This window comes from Promicromonospora sp. NPDC059942 (assembly GCF_042731755.1).
Lineage (GTDB): Bacteria > Actinomycetota > Actinomycetes > Actinomycetales > Cellulomonadaceae > Promicromonospora.
In genome coordinates this window covers 1-16,763 of record NZ_JBHWLR010000014.1, presented here as the reverse complement: position 1 = coordinate 16,763, position 16,763 = coordinate 1, and the positions used below count along the sequence as shown (strand labels likewise).

Below are 16,763 nucleotides of genomic sequence, written 5' to 3'. Positions count from 1 at the left end.
CACCCGGGGGGCGAACTTCGGGGGAGGTGGGGGCGAATGTCGGATGAACCCTGGAGGCTGTGGACGACCGAGGGCCGCGCACCCGCGCGGTCGGTAGACTCAGGCGGGTGACCATGCCCGACGCACCCGAGCGCACCACGTCTCCCGACGAGCCCCGTTTCCGCTACACCCCGACCCTCGCGCAGCAGATCGAGCTGCGCTGGCAGGACATCTGGGAGGAGCGCGGCACGTTCCACGCGGCGAACCCGCAGGGGCGACTTACGGGGCCGGGCGGGAGCCCGGCGGCGGGCGACCCGTACTTCATCATGGACATGTTCCCGTACCCCTCGGGTGCGGGCCTGCACGTGGGCCACCCGCTGGGCTACATCGCCACGGACGTGACCGGGCGCTTCCGCCGCATGCGCGGCGACAACGTGCTGCACGCGCTGGGCTACGACGCGTTCGGCCTGCCCGCCGAGCAGTACGCGGTCCAGACGGGCCAGCACCCGCGGACCACCACCGAGGCCAACATCGGCAACATGCGCAGGCAGCTGCGCCGCCTGGGCCTGGGCCACGACTCGCGCCGCACGTTCGCGACCATCGACCCCGAGTACGTCCGCTGGACGCAGTGGATCTTCCTGCAGATCTTCGACTCCTGGTACGACGCCGACGCCGAGCGTCCCGGCCCCGTGACGGGGGCGGGCGACGGCAAGGGCCGCGCGCGCCCCATCACCGAGCTGCGCGCCGAGCTGGCCGCGGGTACGCGGCCCGTCCCCGGGCACGACGGCGACAACGCCGGCGGCGCCGTGTGGGCCGCGCTGAGCGAGTCGGAGCAGCGCGACGTCATCGACGCGCAGCGGCTCGCCTACGTCGACTCCTCGCCGGTCAACTGGTGCCCGGGCCTGGGCACCGTGCTGGCGAACGAGGAGGTCACGGCCGACGGCCGGTCCGAGCGCGGCAACTTCCCCGTCTTCCAGCGCAGCCTGCGCCAGTGGAAGATGCGGATCACCGCCTACGCCGACCGCCTCACGGACGACCTGGAGCTCATCGACTGGCCCGAGAAGGTCAAGTCGATGCAGCGCAACTGGATCGGCCGGTCCACGGGCGCCAACGTCCGGTTCGACGTCGTCGGCACCGCCGAGGAGGACCCGGCCGGCGCGGCGGGCTCGCTGGAGGTCTTCACCACCCGCCCCGACACGCTGTTCGGCGCCACGTTCATGGTGGTCGCCCCGGAGCACCCGCTGCTCGACGAGGTCCCCGCAGCCTGGCCTGACGGCACGCGCTCCGCGTGGACCGGCGGGTACGGCACCCCGGTCGAGGCCGTCGCCGCCTACCGGCGCGAGGCGTCCGCGAAGACCGCCGTCGAGCGGCAGGCCGACGCCGGCAAGAAGACCGGCGTGTTCACCGGCCACCTGGCCGTGAACCCGGTCAGCGGGCTGCAGGTCCCGGTCTTCACCGCGGACTACGTGCTCATGGGCTACGGGACCGGCGCCATCATGGCCGTGCCGGGCGGCGACGAGCGTGACTTCGCGTTCGCCGAGGCCTACGACCTGCCGGTGATCCACACGGTCGAGCCGGCCGGTGGCCTGCCGGAGGACCACACCGGCGCGTACGCGGGCGACGGCGTCGCCGTGCGGTCCGCGAACGACGAGATCTCGCTGGACGGCCTCGGCGTCGTCGAGGCCAAGGCGAAGATCATCGCCTGGCTGGAGAGCAAGGGCATCGGCGAGGGCACCACCACCTACCGCCTCAACGACTGGCTGTTCAGCCGCCAGCGCTACTGGGGCGAGCCGTTCCCCGTGGTGTGGGACGAGGACGACCGCCCGGTCGCGATCCCCGACGCGATGCTGCCGGTGGACCTGCCGGACGTGCCCGACTACGCGCCGCGCACCTTCGACCCGGAGGACGCGAACTCCGAGCCCGAGGCACCGCTGGGCCGCAACGACGACTGGGTGCACGTCACCCTCGACCTGGGCGACGGGCCCAAGAAGTACCGCCGCGACACCAACACGATGCCCAACTGGGCCGGGTCGTGCTGGTACTACCTGCGCTACCTCGACCCCGCCGAGACCTCGGCGGCCGCGCTGCCCGAGCTCGAGCAGTACTGGCTCGGGCCGCAGCACAACCCGACGTCCGGCCCCGCCGGCGGCGTCGACCTCTACGTGGGCGGCGTGGAGCACGCGGTGCTGCACCTGCTGTACGCGCGCTTCTGGCACAAGGTCCTCTTCGACCTGGGCCACGTCACGGCCGTCGAGCCGTTCGGCAAGCTCTTCAACCAGGGCTACATCCAGGCCTACGCCTACACCGACTCGCGCGGCCAGTACGTGCCGGCCGAGGAGGTCGAGGGCGACGAGCAGACCGGGTTCACCTGGCAGGGCCAGCCCGTCAACCGTGAGTACGGGAAGATGGGCAAGTCGCTGAAGAACGTGGTGACGCCCGACGAGATGTACGAGCAGTACGGCGCCGACACGTTCCGCGTCTACGAGATGTCGATGGGCCCGCTGGACCTGTCGCGCCCGTGGGAGACCCGCGCCGTCGTCGGGTCGCAGCGGTTCCTGCAGCGGCTGTGGCGCAACGTCGTCTCGGAGGAGACGGGCGAGCTCACCGTCACGGACGACGAGCCCGATACCGCGACCCTGCGCGCCGTGCACCGCGCCATCGCCGACGTCGGCGTCGAGATGGAGAACATGCGGCCCAACACCGCGATCGCCAAGCTCATCACGCTGAACAACCACCTCACGGGGCTGTCGGCCGTGCCGCGCTCGGCCGTGGAGCCGCTGATCCTGATGACGGCGCCCATCGCGCCGCACATCGCGGAGGAGCTGTGGTCGCGGCTCGGCCACGAGGAGTCGCTGGCGCACGCGCCGTTCCCCGCGGCCGACCCGGCCTACCTGGTCCAGGACACCGTGACCTGCGTGGTCCAGGTGCAGGGCAAGGTGCGCGCCAAGTTCGAGGTCGCCCCGGGCATCTCCGCGGAGGACCTGGAGGCGACGGCCCTGGCCGAGCCGAACGTGGTCAAGTTCCTGGACGGCCGCGGCGTGCGCAAGGTGATCGTCCGCGCCCCGAAGCTGGTCAACATCGTCCCAGCCTGACCCTCTCGTTGAGTGCTGGGTATTTGTTGAGTTTCCGGTCCGGAACCAACAAATACCCAGCACTCAACGGTTTCGCAGGGCTGCGCGGATGCGGGCGATCAAGCGGGCAGGGTGCCGGATGACGTCGTCAGCCGTCGCCGTGATGATCAGCCACCCCGCGTCCTCGAGGCGCTGCCGGCGCTCGACGTCGCGGCGCCACGTCTCCGCGTCGGTCCGGTGGTGGTCGCCGTCGTACTCGATGGCGATCTTGAGCTCCGGATAGGAGAGGTCAGGGAGCGCGAGGAACTGGCCCGCGGCATCGCGGGCAGGGACGTTGACCGCGGGCTCGGGCAGCCCCGCGTCCACGATGATCAACCGCAACCGCGTCTCCATCGGCGAGTCCGTCCCGGGCCTCACCAGGTCGACAGCCTCCCGGCAGAGCGCGAGCCCTCTCATCTTGAAGGTCTCGCGCATGAGGTGGCCCAACGCCGGCACCGTGGTTGCCGGACCCTTGCGGCGTGTCATCGCGTCCCCTAGGCCGACGAGGCTGTCCCGGTCCAGGCCGTGCGCGACCTGAAGCCAGGTCTGCGGTGCCGACGTGATGCGGAGGCCGAACCGGTCCACGACGTCGAGCTGCTTCTGACCGCAGAAGTGCGCCGTGATCGCGTGCCGCTGCGCCCGCTCGCCCCTGCGCGGGGTCACGACGTGAATGGCCTGATCGTCGGCGAGCTGCCAGGGGAGGTCGACGCCGAGCAGCCGCAGCGCCGTCGTGCGTGCGAAGACGGCGTTCGGATGGACCACGCGTGCGATCGCGCGGCAGTGGTCGATGAGCGACGGGTCGGCGTCGTCGATCCGGACGCCGGACGTCGGGACGGCGAACCGCCCGGACCGCAACAGATGTGGGCTGATATCAAGGTCTGGTGCTTCGGACACCGTGAAGATGCGCTTTGCCACCTGTTCAGGCTGGACCTTCCCAGCCGACCCTGCTGCCTATCCACAGCCCCCGCCCGCCCAGCTCGTTGAGTGCTGGCTATTTGCGGAGATTCCCGCGCCAGGACAACAAATAGCCAGCACTCAACGAAGGGGTTAGCGCTTGCGGGTGCCGAACAGGGAGCGGGTCAGCTCGCGGACCAGGACAGTGCCCGCCGTCTTCGCCAGCGACGTGACCACGCGGTTGCGGTCGCGGGCGGCCTGCTCCTTGTGGCGGGCCTCCGTCTTCTCGCGCGTGGCCGCCTCCTTCTCGAGCCGGGCGCGCTCCTTGGCCAGCTCCCGCTCGTCCTCGGCGGCAGTCGCCGAGCCCTCGGCGGCGGCGCGTCCGGCGGCCTGCTCCTGCGCCTTCGCCTGCAGCAGCTCGAACGCGGACTCCGCGTCGACCGGAGTGCCGTACCTCGCCTGGCCGGGGGAGGCCGCGACGACCTGGTCGATCGCCGCGTCTCCGGCGGGGTCCATCGAGGCCTGCGGCGCCCGCACCCGGGTCCACGCGACGGGGGAGGGCGCGCCCTTCTCGGTCAGTACCGTGACCACCGCCTCACCCGTGCCGAGCGACTGCAGCAGACGCTCCAGGTCGTACGGCGACGTCGGGAAGGTGCGGGCGGCGGCCCGCAGCGCGGTGGCGTCGTCGGGCGTGAAGGCGCGCAGCGCGTGCTGCACCCGGTTGCCGAGCTGGGCCAGGACGTCGGACGGCACGTCCTTGGGTGACTGCGTCACGAAGAAAACGCCGACCCCCTTGGACCGGATCAGCCGCACCGTCTGGACCACCTGCTGCAGGAAGTCCTTCGAGGCACCGGTGAACAGCAGGTGCGCCTCGTCGAAGAAGAACACGAGCTTCGGCTTGTCGGCGTCGCCCACCTCGGGCAGGTCCTGGAAGAGGTCCGCGAGCAGCCACATGAGGAACGTCGAGAAGAGCTGCGGCCGGTCCTGCACCGCGGGCAGCTCCAGCACGCTGAGCACGCCGAGGTCGCCCTTGGTCGCGATCAGGTCCGACGTCGCGAACGCGGGCTCGCCGAAGAACGCGTCGGCGCCCTGCCCCTCCAGCCCCACGATCTCGCGCAGGATGACGCCCGCCGTGGCCGCCGAGACACCGCCGATGCCCTTGAGCTCACCCTTGCCCTCGTCCGAGGTCAGGTAGGCGATCACCGACTGCAGGTCCTTCAGGTCCAGCAGCGCCAGGCCCTTCGTGTCGGCCCAGTGGAAGATCAGCGTGAGGCTCGACTCCTGCGTCGCGTTCAGGCCCAGCACCTTGGACATCAGGAGCGGCCCGAAGTCGGTGACCGTCGTGCGGATCGGTACGCCCTTGCCGATCCCGCCGAGCGAGTAGAACTCGACCGGGTACTGGGTCGGCCTCCAGTCCTGCCCGATGCTGGCCGCGCGCTCCGCGACCTTCGGGTTGTCCGGACCGGGCAGCGCGAGCCCCGACAGGTCGCCCTTGACGTCCGCCAGGAAGACCGGCACACCGGCCAGCGACAGCCCCTCGGCCATGCCCTGCAGCGTCTTGGTCTTGCCCGTTCCCGTGGCGCCCGCCACGAGGCCGTGCCGGTTCAGCATCGACAGTGCGAAACCCACCTGGACCTGCGGGTTCGGCATGGCCTCGCCCCCGGGCTCGCCCTCCAGGAGGGCGCCCAGCGGGAGCGTGGCCTCCGCCGCGTAGCCCGCGGCGACCTCGGCCGCGTAGCCGTCGAGCGGGGCGTCGGGGGCCTCGTGCGCCGCGGACGACGCCGGTGCTGCCTCCTCCGGCCCGCCCGTCTCCGGGGCCGCGGGCGCGGCTGCCCGTTCCGCCTCCTCGAGGGCCTTCTGGGCCGCCGCGGCGGCCTCGCGCAGAGCGGCGAGATCTGGCGTCGATGCATCGGGCATGTCTCGGATGCTAAGTCGGCCCCTGGTGCGGCGCGCGGGGAGGCTCCCGGGCGTTTCGCCGTCGGGTTCCCCGCACGGTTAGAGTGTCGCGGTCATGCGCAACCGTCGTCGTCCTTCCCGCCCGGCACCCCAGGAGGTGCGGGTCGTCACCGACTCGACCGCCTGCCTCCCTGCTGGTTCGACGGGCGGCCCGGTCGTGGTGCCGCTGCGCGTCCTGGTGGGCGACGAGGCCTACGCCGAGGGTGAGGACATCACGCCCGACCGGCTCGCCGAGCTCGTCTCCGAGGGCGAGCAGGTGACGACGTCGCAGCCGTCCCCCGAGGCGTTCGCCGCCGTCTATCGCACGCTTGGTGAGCAGGGCGTCCGGTCGGTCGTCTCGGTGCACCTGTCGGGTGCGCTGTCGGGCACCGTCGGCTCGGCGGGCACCGCGGCCGCGCGGTCGCCCCTGCAGGTGCGTGCGGTGGACTCGCGGACGGCGGCCGCGGGCCTCGGCTTCGCGGCCCGCGCCGCGGCCGAGTGCGCCGCCGCCGGGGCCGACGCCACCCACGTCGCCGCGCGGGCCATGGAGGTCGCCGCGACGGCCCACGCCGTGTTCGTGGTCGACACGCTGGAGCACCTGCGGCGTGGCGGCCGCCTGTCCGGCCCGGCGGCCGCTCTGGGCACCGTCCTCGGCGTCAAGCCCATCCTGCGGCTGTCCGACGGCGCGATCGAGCTGGCCCAGCGGGTGCGCACGCGCGCGGCCGGCGCCGAACGGCTGCTGGAGCAGGCCGCCGCGTTCGTCGCCGAGGCGGAGCGCCCCGTCGTCGCCGTCCACCACTTCGGCGCGCACGACCGGGCGCTCGCCCTGGCCGGCCGCCTCCACACGCGCACGCGGGCGGACGTCGAGGTCACACCGCTGAGCGCGGTCCTCGGCGTGCACGTCGGCCCGGGCACGCTCGCCGTCGTCGTCGCGGACCTGGGCGACCACGCGCACTGACGCCTGCGGTGCTCAGCGGGACAGGACCTCCCGCAACCTCGCCGCGAACTCGACCGGCTTGTCGGCCGGCTGGCCGTACTCCCCGCCTCCGAACCCGCCGTGGCCCCCGGGGAAGACGACCGGCTCGGCGTCGAGCAGCGCAGCCGTCGCGCGGGACGACCGGCCCGTCAGCTCCTCGCCCGTGTCCTCCCCGACGGCGATCAGGACGTCGGGCGTGCCGGCCTTCAGGGTCGCCCAGGCCGGCTCGTACGGGGGGAGGGTCAGCATGTTGACGCCCAGCAGCAGGTCGTCGCGTGCGCCGTCGTCCTCGGTGGGCAGGCCGAACATTGCCGGGTCCGGGTCGGGCTGGGCGGCGTAGTCCGCGGTGAGCTCACCCGCGGCCATGACCAGCGCGATGAACTTGGCCATCCCCGCGCCGAAACCCTTCGCCTGGTAGGTGTCGTGGATGTCCGTCATGGCCGCGACCACGGCCGCACGGTCCGGGAGCACGCTGGGCAGCGGCGGCTCGTGCGCGACGACGGTCCGCACGTCCTCCGGGTGGGTCGCGGCGAGGTCGAGGGCCACGGCGGCGCCGCCGCTGGAGGCGAAGAGGTCCACCGGGCCACCGCCGACGGCCTCGATGACCCGGTGCACGTCGTCGGCGTGGTTCGACATCACGGGCATGTCGGAGCCTGAGCGCGTGCTGCGCTCGACGCCGCGCGGGTCGTAGGTCACCACGGTGCGGTCGGTGAAGTGGCCGGCCAGCGTGGTGAAGCCCTGGGCGCCCATCGGCAGGCCGAACAGCAGCAGCGGCGGCTCGTCGGTGGGGGTCGCAGCCTCGCGCACGTCATAGGTCAGCACGGCGCCCGGTACCTCGAGGGTGTGGGTCTTCTTGTCGGTCATGGTGCTCGCTCCTGGTCTGTTCCGCGTGTCCCGGGTCTGCGGGTTCCGCTCGGGTCCGCATGCGGTCGTCAGGTCCGACGACGGCGCCGTGGCGAACTCATCGGTGCGCCTGGACGAAACTCGTCGGCCGGCCGGACGGACCCTCGGGACGGCGTCGTGCGGGGACGAGCCCGACCACAGGGGGCTCTTTTCGACGTCTGTGCACAGGCGGGCCTCGCTGTCCGTCCGAGGCGTGCGCCGCGCGCCTAGCGTCCTGGGACATGCAGCCAGAGACCGCGCAGCAGCGCCGCCCAGACCCCTGGCCGTTCGGCCCGGTGCGCGGGTCGGACGGCCCCGGATCCTTGCCCGGCGAGGAGCCGACCGCGGAGTCACCCGTGCCGTCGCCGGCGCGGCCCCCGGACGATCCGTGGGCCGCAGCCCCGGCAGCGTCGCCGGCGGGTGAGGACGATGCCCGAACCGAGACCGACGACCTGGTGGCGCGGCTGCGTGCCCGACGATCCACCTCGGGCGTGGCCGCCGCCTACGCGGCGGCGCACGGCCATCCCGCCGACCCGCGGGCCGAGCAGGGCGCCCGCCGGTGGGCCCTGACCGGCACGACGGCGGTGGTGGCCGTCGTGACCGTGCTGCTGCTCGGGCTGGGCGGGGCCGCGCTCTCGCTGCGGGGCGGCGACGTCGAGGCCCTGGCCCCGGTCGCCGCCGACGAGGGGCCGGACGGCGCGTCTGCGAGCCCCGGGGCGGGCGGGAACGAGGCCGTGAGCGGGTCCGGCCCGTCGTCGGAACCAGGCGGCTCGGGTGGATCTGGGGAGCCAGATGCGCCCGGCGCCGCGGAAGGCCTTCCGCGAGAGGCTGGCGGCGACCTGCTGGTGCACGTGGTCGGCGAGGTGGCCCGGCCGGGCCTGGTCACCCTGCCCGACGGCGCCCGCGTGGCCGACGCCGTCGAGGCCGCCGGCGGCGTGACCCGTAAGGCCGACCTGACAGCCGTCAACCTGGCGCGCGCGGTGGTCGACGGTGAGCAGCTGTACGTGCCTAAGCCGGGGGAGCCGGTGCCGGGAGCGGCCGCGCCGGCCTCGGGCAGTGGTGGTGGCGGTGCCGGGAGCGCGGGCGGTACGGCCGGCGCCGTCGACATCAACGCGGCGGACGCTGCCGGGCTGGAGGCGCTCCCCGGTGTAGGACCGTCGATCGCGCAGGCGATCGTCGAGTGGCGCGAGACCAACGGAGCGTTTGCGAGCGTGGACGAGCTGGACGACGTGCCGGGTATCGGTCCGGCCACCCTCGACGAGCTCCGCGACAGCGCGCGGGTGGGGCCATGACCGACCTGCGCATGGTGCCCGCCGCCCTCGCGGTCTGGGTCGTCGCCTGGGTGCTGACCGGTCCCGGGGAGCGCTGGAGCGGCCTGCTCGCGGGGCTGGCGGCGGCCGTCGTCGGCGCGGCGTGCCTTGCGATCGTGCTCATGCGCGACGCGGGTCGTGATGGCCTCCCGGTATCTCGTTCCCGACGGGCGGTGACCGGCGGACGCGGGGTGACCGGTGGTCCTGCGGTGACCGGCTGGTTGGCGGGGCACGTCCGGCCGGGGCACGCCCGGCGAGCCTCGTTCGTCCTGCCGGGAGGGCATCCGCAGCCGGGCCGAGACGCCCGGACAGGCCCGCCAGCCCGGACAGCTCGGCCTCCGACCCCGACCGCCCTCGTCGCGCACGCCGCTCTCGCGGCGGCCTGCGTCCTCGGGGTCACCGCCTCCGCGCACGTCCAGCTCGCGGGCCGCGCGCCCCTCGCCGGGCTGGCCGAGCAGCGCGTGACGGCGACCCTGGTCGGCGTCGTGGTCTCCCAGCCTGAGCCGTTCGCCTTCGCCCCGGGCGCCGGGCAGCACCGCTGGGTGCTCGCCGCACGCGCGGTGGACGCTCGCGGCGTCGGGTCGGCGGCGCGGGCCCACGTCCAGGTGCTGTCCGATGCCGTGCCCCGGTACGGGGCGACCGTGACTGTCTCGGGCGGGCTGCGCCCCGCCGACCCCGGCGCGGCCGAGGCCGCCCGCCTGAACGCCGAGAGCACCGCCGAGATCCGGGCGCCGCCGTCCGTCCTCCGCGTGCTCGACACCCATCGCGCCGCGCTCCTCGACGTGACCGACCCGCTGTCCCCGCAGGCCCGCGGGCTGGTGCCCGGCGCCGCGATCGGGGACACGACGCGGCTCCCGGACGACCTGTCCGAGGAGATGCGCACCACCGGGTTGTCCCACATCACGGCGGTGTCGGGGGGTCATTTCGCCGTCGTCGTGACCGTCCTGACCCTGCTCTGCTCCGTCGCCCGGCTGCCGAGACCGGTCAGGGTGCTCGTCATCGCGCTCGCGTCCCTCGCCTTCGTGCTGCTCGTCCGGCCCGAACCCGCCGTGCTGCGGGCAGCGGTCATGGCGGCGTTCGCCCTGACCGGGGTGGCGCTCGGCCGGCCCTCCCAGGCCGTCCCGGCGCTCGCTGCGTCGGTGGTCGGGCTGCTCGTGGTCGACCCGTGGCTGGCCCGCTCCTTCGGGTTCGCGCTGTCGGCCGCGGCGACGGCGGGGCTCGTGCTGCTCGCGGCGCCGCTGGCCGCGCGGCTGGCCCCCTGGACGGGGGAGGCCCTGGCGTTCGCCCTGGCCGTGCCGCTCGCCGCGCAGGCCGCGTGCGGCCCGGTGCTGGTGCTGCTCGACCCGTCGGTGTCCACGGTCTCGGTGCTCGCGAACCTGCTGGCGGGGCCGGCCCTGGTCCCGGCCACTGTGTTCGGGCTGGTCGCCACGGTGCTCGCGCCCTGGCTCCCGGTCGTCGCCGGGTGCGTGGCCTGGGCGGCGAGCGGGGCCACCTGGTGGATCGCCGCGGTCGCGCACCGGTGCGCCGCTCTTCCCGGCGCGACCGTCCCGTGGCCGGGCGGCCCGGTCGGTGCGGTCCTGCTGGCCGCGCTCACGGGACTGGCGTTGTGGGCCCTGCTGCGCCGGGGACCGGACCGCGGCTGGCCCGAGTCGTGGCGCGCGACGGCCCGCTCCGGCCTGCGCGAGGTCGTGCGCGAGGTTCTGCGTGGCGCCCCGCCCGACGCTCCGGTTCCCGGCCCGCGCAGCGCCCTGCCCGGCACGCGGCGGGGTGCCCCGCGCGAAGCCCGGACGCTCCGGCGGCCGCTCACACGCGCGCGCTTTCTCCTGCTCCTCGCGGCCGCCTCGGCGGCGGCGCTGGTCGTCGCCCTCGCAGTACCCCGCCTCGCGGCCCGCTCGGGGATGCCGCAGGACTGGCAGGTGGCGGCCTGCGACGTCGGGCAGGGGGACGCGCTCGCCCTGCGCACCGGTCCGTCGTCGGCCGTGGTCGTGGACGTCGGCCCGGACGGGCCCGCCGCCGACCGCTGCCTCGACCAGCTCGGGATCACCCGGGTGGACCTGCTCGTGCTCAGCCACTTCCACGCCGACCACGTGGGCGGTCTCCGTCCCGTGCTCGCCGGGCGCGAGGTGGTCGCGGCACTCGTGTCCCCGGTACCGGAGCCCGCCGCGAACGCCGTGGCGACCGAGGCCGCGCTGGGCGCCGCGGGTGTACCGGTCCGGGTCGCGGGGACCGGCGACCGGGGAGCCGTCGGGAGCCTTGCCTGGCGGGTGCTCCAGGCGGGCGCCGGCACGGGTGCCAACGACTCGAGCGTCGTGCTCGCCGCCCGCGTGGCCGGGCTGGACGTGCTGCTGCTCGGCGACCTGGAGGACGCCGGACAGGAGGCGCTGGTCCCGCAGGCGGGTCGCTTCGACGTCGTGAAGGTCGCGCACCACGGGTCGGCGGTGCAGTCCCGCGCGCTCGCGGAGCGGGTGCGTCCGGCGGTCGCCCTCGTCTCGTCCGGTCGGGGCAACGAGTACGGGCACCCGACCGACGAGGCGCTCGACCTGTACGCGGGTGTCGGCGCGGCAGTGGTGCGCACCGACGAGTGCGGAACCGTCGCGCTGGTCGTGCGCGCAGGGGAGGTGTCGCTGGCCGGTTGCTGAGCGGTCGGACAACGGGGCGGCCGCCGAGTGCCCTGCGTCCCGACCCCGCGGCGGCACGAGGCCCGCCGGCGAGCGGCGGCCGGTACGACTCGCCCCGGTCCCGCCGCAGGCCACACGGGCACTGGTACACGAGAGCGCGACACTTCGCGAAACGTTGCGGATCCTGAACACGGCCCTAACGTGGGGGGAGGACGGGTGAAGTTCCGTCAGCACGTACCAGGGGGCAACGTGGTCGAATCAACCCGAACCGCCCGGCGGCACCGCCGGATCATCGCGGTCACAGCGGCAGTGGCTCTCCTCGTCCCGGCGGCGGCGCTCAGCGCCGTGGGAAGGGACCAGGCGAGCGCACAGCTCCAGCTCCGCGAGGAGCTGCTGGAACAGTCGGTCGTCACCGAGGTCTCCGAGACCGACCAGGTGGTCCGCGTCGACACCGCGCAGGACCCGGAGGCTGCCGCGCAGTGGCTGGACGAGTCGGCCGAGGTGCTGGACGGCTGGACCGTCGTCGTGGGCGGCGCGGAGCCGCGGTCCGGCGAGGAGCGCGCGGCGCTGGACGAGCAGCAGGCGGCGGGCGACACGCCTCCGGACGCCTCGTGCCCGGAGGTCCCGGAGGGTCCCCGGTCGGAGGACGGCTCCACGACGCCGGTCCTGGGCTGCGGCACCGGCAAGGACGTCCAGCTCACCGCGGGGGCGGCGCGCGCGACGCAGGGCGGTCCGTCCCGCACGCTGGGGACCGCCGTCGACGACGTCCTGGCGTCCTACCTCCCGGGCGCGGACCTGCCGGCCACGAAGGTGCGGCTCAGCAAGGGGCACGCCACGGTCGACGTCGGCGCCGGGTTCGAGCAGGCGCTGTCGGACGCCGGGGTCTACCCGGGCGACGTCTGGCAGGCGCTCCTGTTCACGGCGTACAGCAACGGGGACGTCGACTCGGTGAAGTTCACGCTCGACGGGGACTGTCTCGCCTTCGCGTACGCGACCGGCGGCGACATGTGCGCGTCGACCGACCTGCCGATCGATCTCGGCTGAGGGGGTGGCGATGCGGAAGACTCTTCGCCGGCTCGTGTCGGTGCTCACCGTCGTCCTCGTGGGGGCCGCCGGCTTCCTTGTGACGGCACCCACGGCGTCCGCGGACGTGACCTACGTGCCGGACAACTGGAACGGCAAGGTGGTCTACCTGTCGCAGGCGTGCCACGACCGCGGGGACACCGTGTGCCACGACAACACGGGCTGCGACGGCTTCAGCGAGAACATCAACTCCTACAAGGTCGCGATGTCGACCATCAACGGAGGCAGCACGGACCACCTCAGCCTCCTGGAGCGGGGCTACAAGGTGGTCCGGGGCAACGGGCTCACGCGGAAGAACATCGCCAGCTCGAACCGGGTGGGGGCGGACCTGCACATCCCGCTGCACTCCAACGCCATCAGCGCGTCCTGCGAGTCCGGCAAACCGGCGTCGCGGTACGGCACGCACGCCATGTACGTGTCGAGCGCCGGCAAGGAGTGCGCGGCGAAGATCGTGCAGCGCGTCGGCGCGAGCAGCCCCGGCACCAACGACACCCGGCAGTACCGGACGGACCTGGGCGAGCTGAACCAGACCAACGCCGTCGCGTGCTACCTGGAGCAGGACTTCCACGTCTGGCAACGAGGGGTGAACTGGATGCGCGACCGCGACTCCTGGAGCTGGCGCCTGGCCATGGCCGTCGACGTGTACATGGGGTACCCCTGATGCGCGCCCGGCAGGCCACCGCGGTGGCCGCCATCGCCGCTGCCCTGCTCCTGCTGGCCGGCTGCACCGCGGCCCCGACGGGGCCGGGAACGTCGGGGCCGTCGCGCGGGGCGGGCGCGACGACGGAGGAGAGCCCGACGCCGTCGGGCGATGCGGACGGCTCGGACGAACCGGAGATCACCGTGCGGGCTGCCGGCGGCGCCTGGCTCGTGCGGGGCACGGGCTTCGCGGGCGGCAACCAGTACCTGGTCCAGTGCGTCGGCGGGACGACGGCGGGGGCGAGCGCGCTCGACGAGTGCGACATGTCGACCAGCGAGCAGGTCGTCGCCGACGAGGGCGGCCGGATCACCGCGACCCGCCAGGCGCGGGCGTTCGTCAACGTCGGCTCGGTCTCCGAGGTGGACTGCACGGGCGACCCGTGCGCGCTGGCCGTCGCCGACCTGTCGGACCGGGTGCTCGCCGCCGCCCCGGCACCGCTGCCGGGCGGCTCGGAGCCGCCGGACGCGCCCACGCTCACGCTGTCCGAGCGCGAGTTCGACGCCGACAACGGCCGCGTCACGGTGACGGGCAAGGGCTACGCGGCGGGCGCGACCGTCCGGATCGTGCAGTGCGCCACCACCGCCGACGGTGCGGTGGACGGAGACAACTGCCTGTACGACGACGGGAAGCGCGTGATCGCCGACCGCGCGGGCACGCTGGTCACGCAGCTGCCTGTGGTGCGGGAGATCGAGCTCGTCGACGGGGGAGTCGCCGACTGCGCCGAGGCCGGCGCCTGCGTGATCGCGAACGCGTGGACCGACGGCGGGCGGATCGCCCTGGCCGACCTCGTCTGGGAGTAGGGCGCGGGACCGGCCGCTGTGGGTGGCGCGTGGCAGGCTGTGTCCGTGCCTCCCGCAACCAGACGCCGTACCGCCACCGCTCCCGCCGGCCGGAGCTGGGACGAGCCGACCCTGGCTCCCATCGTGCTGGTCCGTGGTGCCGAGCCGCTCCTGACCGAGCGCGCGGTGGACGGCGTGGTGCGGCTCGTGCGCGAGCGTGATCCCGACGTCGAGAAGGTGGAGCTGGAGGGGGCGACGTACGGCACGGGCCAGCTCATGGTCGCGGCGAGCCCGTCCCTGTTCGGCGAGGCCAAGGTCGTGGTGGTCCGCTCGACGGAGTCGGGCACCGAGGACCTCATGGCCGACCTCATCGCGTACGTCGGCGCGCCCGACGCGGAGACCACGGTCGTCGTGGTGCACGGCGGCGGGCAGCGCGGCAAGAAGATGCTCGACACGATCACGGGCTCCGGCGCGCCGGTCATGGTGTGCGAGCCCGTGACGAAGGACGCGGAGAAGGCGTCGTTCGTGGTGGGGGAGTTCAAGGCGGCCCGCCGCCGGGCGGACGCCGAGGGCGTGCGCGCCCTCGTCGACGCGCTGGGCAGCGACCTGCGCGAGCTCGCGGCGGCGTGCGCACAGCTCGTCGCGGACACCACGGGCACCATCACGGCCGCCACGGTGGACCGGTACTACGGCGGCCGGGTCGAGGCCACGGGCTTCCGCGTGGCCGACGCCGCGGTGGCGGGCGACGCCGGTGGCGCCGTCGCCCTGCTGCGGCACGCCCTGGACACGGGCCTGGACCCGGTGCCGATCGTCGCGGCCCTGGCGCTGCGCCTGCGCAACCTGGCCAAGGTCGCCTCGATGCGCGGCGGCGGGCTGTCGGCGCGAGACCTGGGCATGGCCCCCTGGCAGGTCGACCGCGCCCGCAAGGACCTGCGCGCCTGGACGCCGGAGGGCCTCGCGGCGGCGATCTCCGCCGTCGCGCAGGCCGATGCCGACGTGAAGGGCGAGGCGCGGGACACGGTGTTCGCCGTCGAACGCGCGGTCATGACGATAGCCCGCTCCCGCCGCGCCTGACCCCGCCGGGCGACTTTGTGGTCGACAGCGGACCCAGGTCAGTCGACCGTGCCCGATTCAGTATTGAGAAACCTCGAAGACCTGGAACTTGGCGGACTTCAACTCCTTCAGGTTCTCTTCGGAGGCGAGCACGAAGAGTTCGAACGATTGCGACTGACCAGGCTTGAGAGAGTTGGTGCTGGCCCAGTCCTCTTCGATGCGGTCCCCGGACGCGTCGACGGCCTCGACCGAGACGTCATAGGTGTACGCCTCGTCTGCCTTGTTTGTTATCTTCACCGGCAGGCTGGTCTCGACGAGGCCCACATCGTCGGTCTTGGCCTCGAACGAACCGATGTCGACCGTGAGGTCGTTCTTGAGGATCTCCTCGGTGGCGCTGCCATCCATCTTGTCCAGGTTGCTATCGAGCTCGGCTCCGGCCTCATCAACGCCTTCGGAGACCGCATCGATGGTGCTGACGTAGAAGGCCTGCGAAGCGAAGACGCCACCAGTTGCGACGACGGAGATGATGATCGCGGAGATTGCCAGTCCGCGGTAGTGGCTTCGCCCCCGGCGCGTCCTGACGAGACCGACAATCCCGAATATCAGTGCAAGGACCGCAAGAATGGCGGCGAAGTTGTTGATGATGGGTATCACGCAGAGCAAGGCTGCGACGAGTGCGAGGATAAATCCCGTGATTGCCGACGCATTTCCTTTTTGCTGCATCGGTGGCGAGATGGGTTGTTGCGGCGGCGGCCCAGGTGGGGGTGTAGGACCCGGTGGAGTGCTGGGCGGCGCAGGAGGCTCAGACATTCGAGGGCTCCCTGACGGGACGAATAATGTGTCCGGGGCAAAGAATTGCGACGGCGTGTCCGGTTTTTGATCCGGCACAAGATGCGTTCATCAAGATTAGCGACTGAGCGGCCCATGCACACCTTTTGCTGGCTATATGAAATTGCACGAATTGGCAAGTTTCATATTTGCAGCGCAGGTCAAACGACATCGGTCGGTGCCCCCTTGTGCTGCAATATCTCGACCTCGCCCCGCCCGACCCCGCCGTACCCAACCCGCCGGGCGTAACCCATCGCGTCAGCTCCCGCCGCTCCCGCCGTGCCCGACGGCGGGTGCGCCGGCACGAGTGCGCTTCTACCCAGTCAATTGGTCCGGAACAAGGCTTGCTTCGGACCCGGCGCCTGGGTAGAAGCGCACATCGGCGGTGCGGGGCGGCGGAGCGGAGCGCCGGTTCGCGGGCGCCGGGCGAGACCCGCGCCCGCACCCGCGTCAGGTCGGCAGTTTCCGGCCACACGGCAAGGTGCCGCTCGCCCGGAAGTGCGCTTCTACCCCGTCATTGGGCCCGAAATCAGCCCTGTTTCGGGCCCAATGACGGGGTAGAAGCGCACCTTGCGGGTGGGCGGGTCAGCGGCCCGCCGGGCCAGCGGGTCAGCGG

General features: G+C 73.2%; 12 protein-coding genes. 8 read left to right on the top strand and 4 right to left on the bottom strand.

The window, feature by feature from the left end; genetic code table 11:
* The first annotated feature begins 113 nt into the window (after positions 1-113).
* A complete protein-coding gene (gene leuS / locus ACFV9Q_RS20815) occupies positions 114-3,071 on the top strand; it encodes a leucine--tRNA ligase (protein ID WP_377236082.1) in 2,958 nt (985 codons plus the stop codon).
* Between the two features lie 63 nt (positions 3,072-3,134).
* On the opposite strand, the gene ACFV9Q_RS20810 is transcribed toward leuS, so the two are convergent.
* Both ACFV9Q_RS20810 and ACFV9Q_RS20805 read right to left on the bottom strand, forming a co-directional pair.
* Positions 3,135-4,004 (bottom strand): endonuclease domain-containing protein, encoded by an 870-nt coding sequence (locus ACFV9Q_RS20810; RefSeq protein WP_377235974.1) that lies wholly within the window; start codon positions 4,002-4,004, stop codon positions 3,135-3,137.
* A 132-nt stretch (positions 4,005-4,136) separates the two neighbouring features.
* Positions 4,137-5,900, bottom strand: a complete 1,764-nt coding sequence (locus tag ACFV9Q_RS20805; RefSeq protein ID WP_377235973.1) for a helicase HerA-like domain-containing protein — start codon at positions 5,898-5,900, stop codon at positions 4,137-4,139.
* A 94-nt stretch (positions 5,901-5,994) separates the two neighbouring features.
* On the opposite strand from ACFV9Q_RS20805, the gene ACFV9Q_RS20800 reads away from it, so the two are divergent.
* The gene (locus tag ACFV9Q_RS20800; RefSeq protein ID WP_377235972.1) at positions 5,995-6,876 is read left to right on the top strand and encodes a DegV family protein; all 882 of its coding nucleotides are present in this window, start codon (positions 5,995-5,997) and stop codon (positions 6,874-6,876) included.
* 12 nt (positions 6,877-6,888) lie between these two features.
* Here ACFV9Q_RS20800 and ACFV9Q_RS20795 read toward each other — a convergent pair whose 3' ends face one another.
* Complete coding sequence (locus tag ACFV9Q_RS20795; protein WP_377235971.1) at positions 6,889-7,758, bottom strand: alpha/beta fold hydrolase; 870 nt, start codon at positions 7,756-7,758, stop codon at positions 6,889-6,891.
* A 260-nt stretch (positions 7,759-8,018) separates the two neighbouring features.
* Here ACFV9Q_RS20795 and ACFV9Q_RS20790 point away from each other — a divergent pair, with 260 nt between their 5' ends.
* The 6 genes from ACFV9Q_RS20790 (at position 8,019) to holA (ending at position 15,340) form a co-directional block, all read left to right on the top strand.
* Positions 8,019-9,068 carry a helix-hairpin-helix domain-containing protein gene (locus tag ACFV9Q_RS20790; protein WP_377235970.1) on the top strand — a complete coding sequence of 350 codons (1,050 nt, stop codon included), beginning with the start codon at positions 8,019-8,021 and terminating at the stop codon, positions 9,066-9,068.
* Positions 9,065-11,725 (top strand): ComEC/Rec2 family competence protein, encoded by a 2,661-nt coding sequence (locus ACFV9Q_RS20785; protein WP_377235969.1) that lies wholly within the window; start codon positions 9,065-9,067, stop codon positions 11,723-11,725. Before ACFV9Q_RS20790 ends, ACFV9Q_RS20785 begins: the two co-directional genes overlap by 4 nt.
* A gap of 228 nt (positions 11,726-11,953) precedes the next feature.
* On the top strand, positions 11,954-12,748 hold the full coding sequence (locus ACFV9Q_RS20780; RefSeq protein ID WP_377235968.1) for a hypothetical protein: 795 nt from the start codon (positions 11,954-11,956) through the stop codon (positions 12,746-12,748).
* A 10-nt stretch (positions 12,749-12,758) separates the two neighbouring features.
* A complete protein-coding gene (locus ACFV9Q_RS20775) occupies positions 12,759-13,448 on the top strand; it encodes a hypothetical protein (protein WP_377235967.1) in 690 nt (229 codons plus the stop codon).
* Positions 13,448-14,287: a neocarzinostatin apoprotein domain-containing protein gene (locus ACFV9Q_RS20770; RefSeq protein WP_377235966.1), complete on the top strand. Its 840-nt coding sequence runs from the start codon at positions 13,448-13,450 to the stop codon at positions 14,285-14,287. The genes ACFV9Q_RS20775 and ACFV9Q_RS20770 overlap by 1 nt, the downstream gene beginning before the upstream one ends.
* Before the next feature lie 45 nt (positions 14,288-14,332).
* Positions 14,333-15,340 carry a DNA polymerase III subunit delta gene (gene holA / locus ACFV9Q_RS20765; protein ID WP_377227911.1) on the top strand — a complete coding sequence of 336 codons (1,008 nt, stop codon included), beginning with the start codon at positions 14,333-14,335 and terminating at the stop codon, positions 15,338-15,340.
* A gap of 57 nt (positions 15,341-15,397) precedes the next feature.
* Here holA and ACFV9Q_RS20760 read toward each other — a convergent pair whose 3' ends face one another.
* Entirely contained in the window at positions 15,398-15,973 is a 576-nt protein-coding gene (locus tag ACFV9Q_RS20760; protein WP_377235965.1) for an FxLYD domain-containing protein, read from the bottom strand.
* Positions 15,974-16,763 lie beyond the last annotated feature (790 nt).

What these genes read in the sequence shown, in the direction of transcription:
- leuS (WP_377236082.1), top strand. Translation starts at nt 114, where the DNA reads ATGCCCGACGCACCCGAGCGCACCACGTCTCCCGACGAGCCCCGTTTC.
- ACFV9Q_RS20805 (WP_377235973.1), bottom strand. Translation starts at nt 5,900, where the DNA reads ATGCCCGATGCATCGACGCCAGATCTCGCCGCTCTGCGCGAGGCCGCC.
- ACFV9Q_RS20800 (WP_377235972.1), top strand. Translation starts at nt 5,995, where the DNA reads ATGCGCAACCGTCGTCGTCCTTCCCGCCCGGCACCCCAGGAGGTGCGG.
- ACFV9Q_RS20795 (WP_377235971.1), bottom strand. Translation starts at nt 7,758, where the DNA reads ATGACCGACAAGAAGACCCACACCCTCGAGGTACCGGGCGCCGTGCTG.
- ACFV9Q_RS20790 (WP_377235970.1), top strand. Translation starts at nt 8,019, where the DNA reads ATGCAGCCAGAGACCGCGCAGCAGCGCCGCCCAGACCCCTGGCCGTTC.
- ACFV9Q_RS20785 (WP_377235969.1), top strand. Translation starts at nt 9,065, where the DNA reads ATGACCGACCTGCGCATGGTGCCCGCCGCCCTCGCGGTCTGGGTCGTC.
- ACFV9Q_RS20775 (WP_377235967.1), top strand. Translation starts at nt 12,759, where the DNA reads ATGCGGAAGACTCTTCGCCGGCTCGTGTCGGTGCTCACCGTCGTCCTC.
- ACFV9Q_RS20770 (WP_377235966.1), top strand. Translation starts at nt 13,448, where the DNA reads ATGCGCGCCCGGCAGGCCACCGCGGTGGCCGCCATCGCCGCTGCCCTG.